Source organism: Microbacterium sp. (genome assembly GCF_031988965.1).
Classification (GTDB): domain Bacteria; phylum Actinomycetota; class Actinomycetes; order Actinomycetales; family Microbacteriaceae; genus Microbacterium.
In genome coordinates this window covers 31,057-37,551 of the sequence record NZ_DALZXX010000014.1, presented here as the reverse complement: position 1 = coordinate 37,551, position 6,495 = coordinate 31,057, and the positions used below count along the sequence as shown (strand labels likewise).

Genomic DNA, 6,495 nt, shown 5'->3' with positions numbered 1-6,495 from the left:
GTGGGATCTCTGAGGGGTGTCCGGTGCTGGTCTCGGCTGTCGCGACGCGTCAGTTCGCCGGCGGCTCACCACCGGGCCCGCCATCGCCGCCCGAGGGCGCGGAACCGGCCGTGGGGGTGGTCGTCGTGTCGACGCCGACCACGAGCGTCGCGGTGTAGCCGGTCGTCGCGTCGCCCGTGATGGTGGGGAGCTGCAGGGCCGCGGAGTCGTCGCCGAAGACGTTGTCGCTCGCGAGGCTGGTCTGTGCGAGGTTGCGGGCGGACCCGTCGTAGCGGGAGTCGGCGTACACCGCGGTGCATGCGTCTTCGGGCAGCGCCATCTGCGAGGTGGCGATCGTGTTCGCAGAATCGGTGATCGAGTCGACGTCGGGGTACACCTCGAAGTGGATGTGCGGCCAGCGCCCCGAGTAGCACCCCGGGAAGATCGACGAGAACGAGACCCTGCCGTCGGCATCCGCCACCTGCACCCCGCGCAGGTACGTGACGTCCTCGAGCCCCGAGGAGTACATGGAGTACTCCCCTCCGGCGGTGCAGTGCCACGCGTAGACCGCCACGCCTGCGAAGGGGATGCCGCCGTTCGCCATGTCGAGCACCTCGAACTCGAAGGTCAGCGGGATGCCGTCGGCCGTCGCCGACCCGTCGATCGAGGTCGTGATGTCCTGCCGCACGATGCCCGACTCCTCGAGCACGTCGGGCCCGTTCGACCCGTCACCGGGATAGGGGCCCGCAGTCTCGTCCGGGATCTCGCCGTCGGCGGTCGCCGTGGACCCCGACGAGCCGTCTGTGCCGGAGTCGCCGGTCGAGGCATCCGTGTCGCCGCTGCTGCCGGTGGAACCGGTCGTTTCGGTGCCGGTCCCGGTCGCCGCCGGGGCGCAGGCGGCGAGCACGAAGGCCCCCACGCCGAGGCCGGCGAGGCCCAGCACTCCTCGGCGCGTCACGAGCGTGCGGATGTCGAAGGCGGCGCCCTGGTCGACGACCTCCTCGTCGACACGGTCGAGCAGACGGCCCTCGTAGGTGGGACCCTCCGGCGTCTGGACGGGTTCGGGGATGCGGCTCATGATCGTGCTCCTCTCGGATGGCGGGTGTCGTTGCACCCATGGTCACCGAGGAGGCGATCAGCGAGCTATGCCTCGCCTATGCGAAATCTATGAGCGCGAGGGAATCGGTGGGCGGAGCACCAGGACCACGACGATCACGACCAGCACGCCGGCGGTGATGGCGACGGGAATCGGCAGGATCGGATCGAGGAGCACGAGCAGAGCGCCCACCGGGATCACCGTGTTGACGACGCGGTCGGCGTTCTCGCGGATCGCGATCCACCAGATGCCGAGCAGGAAGATCGCGATCGGGATCGTCACGGTGAACGAGGCCGCGACGCTCGAGAGGTGACTCTCGCCGATGAGCACGTCGAGCTCGACCTCGATGCCCGCCGAGAACGCGGCGGCCGCCGCGAACACGAGGTAGTGCGTGTAGCCGTAGCGCAGCGATCGGCCGAAGGTGGTGATCGCACGGTGCTGGGGCGGCCAGAAGTAGACCCACCACAGGGACGCCGTCACGACGAGGGTGAGCACCGAGATCGAGATCAGCGGCACCAGCGATTCCAGTTCATGACTGGCGTCGATGATCGCGTTCGCCGACGCCAGCAGGCTCTCGCCCAGCACGATCAGGGTGAAGAGACCGTAGCGCTCGGTGATGTGATGCGGATGCCACGGGGTCTGCCGTCGGTACTCCGCGAAGACAGGAACGCTCACCTCTATCAGCGCGAACACCACGAACGCCACGATCTGCACGGGGCCCGAGGGGATGAGCAGGAACAGCACCCAGAGCACCTGCACGGCGGCGATGCCCAGCGCATAGCGGCGGGTCGCCGAACGCAGCTCGCCGGCGCCGCGCGACGCGCGCAGCCACTGCGCGACCATCGCGATGCGCATCACGATGTACCCGAGCACCGGGATCGTGAAGTCGCCCTGCTCGAAGGCCGCGGGGATGCCGGCCGCGAAGACGAGCACGCCACCCATCTGCACGATCGTGGTGACGCGGTAGAGCCAGTCGTCGGTGTCGAAGGAGGTCGCGAACCAGGTGAAGTTCATCCAGGCCCACCACACGGCGAAGAACACCATCGCGTACGACGTGATGCCGTGCACGAAGTCGCCGTGACTCAGCGCATGATGCAGCTGCGCCGACGCGATGCTCACCGCGACGACGAACACGAGATCGAAGAAGAGCTCGAGCGTGCTCGCGGTGCGATGCGGCTGCGCGGGATCGCGCGGCTGCATGCGGCTCAGGTGGAATCGGGGCGCTGCGGGCGTGGTCACGCGGTCAGGATATCGAGGACGCTCGCGCTGTATTCACGAGTACTGGAATACCGGTTCGTCCACTCGCGTGAATTACCTTTCGCTGAACGTCTGGTTCCGCTAGAGTGAACGAAGTCTGCAGTACCTGCTGTCAGCAACACCGTGTGGGACGGTGATCGCAACCCGTGATGTGGGATCACGGACGCAGCAGGACCCGAGGGGTCGGGATGCAGACGCTGCTGGGGACGTGGGGTCCTCGGCCTGGGGAAAACATGGGGAAAACATGGCGCACTGGGGAATTCTGCGTACATACACGGCTCACGAGGCCTCGGCATGACTTCCGTCGAGGATGCTCTGAGCATCACTCGCGCGGGTTCGGTCTTCACGCCGGTCGCCACACCGCGAGCCGCCAAGCCGGTCACGCACTCGGCGGTCACGCCGCGCGTGTCCGCGACGCTGGAACGACGCCGTCAGTGGGAGCGGCGTTATCGGATGCGACTGCGGGTCACGGATGCTGGGGTCATCCTGTTCGCGGTCGGGATCACAGCAGCGGTCCAGCTGATGACCGGTGTCGCAGGGGAAGAGGCCCTGCGCACCGCCATCCCGTTGGCCGCGCTCTGGTTCCTCATGCTCAGCGCTCTGCATACACGTGATGCAGCGCTGTTCCGTGCCAGCGCCACCGAGTACCGCGGAGTGGCGCATGCCAGCGGACTGGCGTTCGGGATCATCGCCATGTTCGGTGTCGTGCTCGGCTGGCAGACGATGCAGCTCGTGCTCATCGTCGGCCTGCCGCTCGGCGTCCTCACCCTGCTCGTCACCCGCTGGGCGTGGCGGCACTGGCTGACGGCGCAGCGTGCGCGTGGGCGCTTCGCCTCGCGCACGCTCGTCGTCGGCAACAGAGACGACGTCGAGTACGTCGTCCGCACCCTGCACCCGATCGGGGCCTCGGGCTACCAGGTCGTGGGTGCCACTCTGCTCGACGGCAACGCCCGCGACGTCGAGATCGACGGGGCGTCGTTCCCCGTGCTCGGCAACGTCAACTCGGTCGCGGTCGTCGCGACCGAGCTGGGCGCCGACACGATCATCGTCGCGAGCCGTCCCGACGGCAATCCGGACTTCGTGAAGCATCTCAGCTGGCAGCTCGAGGGCACCGCCGCCGAGCTCGTGCTCTCGAGCCGACTGACCGACGTCGCCGGCCCGCGCATCTCCTTCTCGTCCGTCGAGGGTCTTCCGCTCATCCAGGTGCAGATCCCGACCTACGAGGGCGGGCAGCACCTTCTCAAGCGAGCTCTCGACATCATCGTCGCCGCCGTAGCTCTCATCCCGATCGCGCTGATCACCCCGCTGCTCGCGCTTCTCGTGAAGCTCGACTCGCCGGGCCCTCTCTTCTTCTTCCAGGAGCGCGTGGGGCGCGACGGCCGCACGTTCAAGATCGTCAAGTTCCGCTCCATGAAGACGGATGCCGAGCAGCAGCTCGCCGCCCTCAAGGAGCAGAACCAGGGCGCGGGACTCCTCTTCAAGATGAAGGACGACCCGCGCGTGACACGTATCGGCCGGGTGCTGCGCAAGCTCTCGCTCGACGAGCTGCCGCAGTTCTGGAACGTGCTCGTGGGCGACATGAGCGTCGTCGGGCCGCGTCCGCCGCTGCCCAGCGAGGTCACCGCCTACGACGGCACCGTGTACCGCCGCCTGTACATCAAGCCCGGCATCACGGGTCTGTGGCAGGTGTCCGGTCGCAGCGACCTGTCGTGGGACGAGAGCGTGCGACTCGACCTGCGCTACGTCGAGAACTGGTCCGTGATGAACGATCTGCAGATAATGTGGCGCACCGCCAAGGTCATGGTGCAGCCCGCTGGAGCATACTGATTTCATGAGCAAGGGGAATGCCCTCACCATCGCGATGGTGGGGACACGGGGGGTGCCTGCGGCCTACGGAGGCTTCGAGACCGCGGTGGAAGAGGTCGGACGGCGACTGGCGGACCGCGGACACGACGTCGTCGTGTACACGCGCGGGTCGGAGAGTCGCGAGAAGAAGTATCTCGGCATGCGCGTGGTGCATCTGCCCGCGGTGCCGGTCAAGCAGGTCGAGACGCTGAGCCACACCGGCTTCTCGGCACTCCATCTGATCTTCCGACGGCGTCCCGACGCCGCCTTCGTGTTCAACGCGGCGAATTCTCCGTTCCTGCCGTTGCTGCGGCTGCGCAGAGTGCCGACCGCTCTGCACATGGACGGGCTCGAGTGGCGTCGATCCAAGTGGGGCCCCCGCGGCAAGGCCTATTACCGGTGGGCCGAACAGTTCGGGGTGCGCACGGCCGACGCGCTCATCGCCGATGCGCCCGGGATCGCCGACTACTACACGCACCAGTTCCAGGTGCCGACGGAGATGATCCGCTACGGCGCGCCGATCCTCGACTCCGTCGCCGACGGCCGCATCGAGGAACTCGGACTCGCGTCGGGAGGCTACCACCTCGTCGTCGCGCGCTTCGAGCCCGAGAACCACGTGCGCGAGATCGTCGAGGGCTATCGCCGCAGCACGGCCGCGCTTCCGCTCGTCGTCGTGGGTTCCGCTCCCTACAGCAGCGACTACACGCAGAGCATCCATGATGCCGCTGCCGGTGACGACCGCATCCGGCTGGTCGGCGGGGTGTACGACCAGGAGCTCCTCGACGCTCTGTACTTCCACGCTCTCACCTACGATCACGGCCACTCCGTCGGCGGCACGAACCCGTCGCTGCTGCGCGCCATGGGCGCCGCGACCGCGGTGATCGCCTTCGATGTGCCCTTCAACCGCGAGGTGCTCGCCGACGACGGCTGGTTCTTCACGACGCCCGTCGACGCTGCGGCGGCTTTCGAGCGCGCCGAAGCCGAGGCTGACGGAACGCGGGAGAGCGGCAGACGCGCACAGCAGCGTGCGCGCGATGCGTTCCGCTGGGACGACGTCGCGGACGCGTACGAAGACCTCGCACGACGCATCTCGTCCGGGCACAGCATCCACCGCACCGCCCGTCGGGCGCGACGTCAGGCGCAGGAGTGGTGACGAACGCTCGCACCGTCCTCGTCGTCCACCCCGGGGCCGAGATGTTCGGCTCCGACCGCATGCTCCTCGAGAGCGTCATCGGCTTCGTCGAGAGCGGCGCGCGTGTCGTCGTCGCGCTGCCTGCCCGCGGAATGCTCGACGTCGAGCTCCGCAGAGCCGGCGCCGAAGTCGTCATCATCCCGATGCTCGTGCTGAGGAAGGTCCTGCTGTCATTCCGGGGCCTGCCGACGCTCTTCCGCGACATGTTCCGCGGTCTTCGCGCATCCTGGCGGCTGATCAGCCGGGTCCGCCCCGACGTGGTCTACGTGTCGACGATCATCATCCCCCAGTGGCCCCTCGTGGCCCGCCTGCGCGGGATCCGGGCAGTGAGCCACGTGCATGAGGCCGAGGCCTCCGGAAACCGCCTCGTGAACGCCCTGCTCTATCTGCCGCATCTCGCTGCGCATCGCACTCTGGTGAACAGCCGCTTCAGCCTCGATACGATCTCGCATGCGCTTCCGGCACTCACCCGCCGCAGCGTCGTGGTCTACAACGGAGTCGCCTCCCCCGAAGGCCCTGCCGCGCCGCGCGACAGTCTCGACGGCCCGCTCCACGTGCTCTACATCGGTCGCCTCTCTCCACGCAAGGGACCGGATGTCGTCATCGATGCCGCAGCCGAACTGACACGCTCAGGGCGCGATGTGCGAGTCACCCTCCTCGGTGCGGTCTTCGCCGGCTACGAGTGGTTCGAAGACGATCTGCGTCGCCGAGCAGCGGAGTCGGGAGTTCAGGTGGACTTCGCCGGCTTCCACCAGACCATCTGGCCGTTCCTCGAGCAGGCCGACGTGCTCACCGTCCCCTCGCGCGTGGACGAGCCCTTCGGGAACACCGCTGTCGAGGGAATCCTCGCCCGCCGCCCGGTGGTCGCGAGCGACAGCAGCGGTCTGCGTGAGGCAGCCGGAGGCTACCCCACGTCGAGGCTCGTGCCTGCGGATGATCCGCAGGCACTCGCAGCCTCGCTCGCCGAGATCATCGACGAGTGGACGACGGTGCGCGGCGGGGTCGACGAATCTCGTCGCATCGCTCTCGAACGCCACGCCCCCGAGCGGTACCGGGCGACGGTGAGCGGACAGGTGCTCGTCGCGTCGTGACGGCTGCATCTTCACCCACTGTCAGGGTGCGGTCG

General features: G+C 67.9%; 5 protein-coding genes. 3 read left to right on the top strand and 2 right to left on the bottom strand.

The features are described from left to right. Window positions 1-49: 49 nt before the first annotated feature. Complete coding sequence (locus RTM68_RS05480; RefSeq protein WP_312169038.1) at window positions 50-1,057, bottom strand: intradiol ring-cleavage dioxygenase; 1,008 nt, start codon at window positions 1,055-1,057, stop codon at window positions 50-52. 87 nt (window positions 1,058-1,144) lie between these two features. Next, window positions 1,145-2,275 (bottom strand): low temperature requirement protein A, encoded by a 1,131-nt coding sequence (locus tag RTM68_RS05475; RefSeq protein ID WP_312169053.1) that lies wholly within the window; start codon window positions 2,273-2,275, stop codon window positions 1,145-1,147. Window positions 2,276-2,626: 351 nt separating this feature from the next. Between RTM68_RS05475 and RTM68_RS05470 the strand changes: the two genes are divergently transcribed. From RTM68_RS05470 to RTM68_RS05460, 3 genes are read left to right on the top strand one after another with little or no spacing between them, the layout of a single operon-like run. Further along, entirely contained in the window at window positions 2,627-4,159 is a 1,533-nt protein-coding gene (locus tag RTM68_RS05470; protein WP_312169036.1) for a sugar transferase, read from the top strand. A 4-nt stretch (window positions 4,160-4,163) separates the two neighbouring features. Further along, complete coding sequence (locus RTM68_RS05465) at window positions 4,164-5,330, top strand: DUF1972 domain-containing protein (RefSeq protein WP_312169033.1); 1,167 nt, start codon at window positions 4,164-4,166, stop codon at window positions 5,328-5,330. After that, window positions 5,327-6,460 carry a glycosyltransferase gene (locus RTM68_RS05460; protein ID WP_312169030.1) on the top strand — a complete coding sequence of 378 codons (1,134 nt, stop codon included), beginning with the start codon at window positions 5,327-5,329 and terminating at the stop codon, window positions 6,458-6,460. The genes RTM68_RS05465 and RTM68_RS05460 overlap by 4 nt, the downstream gene beginning before the upstream one ends. Window positions 6,461-6,495 lie beyond the last annotated feature (35 nt).

Bases quoted from the DNA above. Each gene is read 5' to 3' on its own strand.
- RTM68_RS05465 (WP_312169033.1), top strand. From the start codon at position 4,164: ATGAGCAAGGGGAATGCCCTCACCATCGCGATGGTGGGGACACGGGGG.
- RTM68_RS05475 (WP_312169053.1), bottom strand. From the start codon at position 2,275: ATGCAGCCGCGCGATCCCGCGCAGCCGCATCGCACCGCGAGCACGCTC.
- RTM68_RS05480 (WP_312169038.1), bottom strand. From the start codon at position 1,057: ATGAGCCGCATCCCCGAACCCGTCCAGACGCCGGAGGGTCCCACCTAC.
- RTM68_RS05470 (WP_312169036.1), top strand. From the start codon at position 2,627: ATGACTTCCGTCGAGGATGCTCTGAGCATCACTCGCGCGGGTTCGGTC.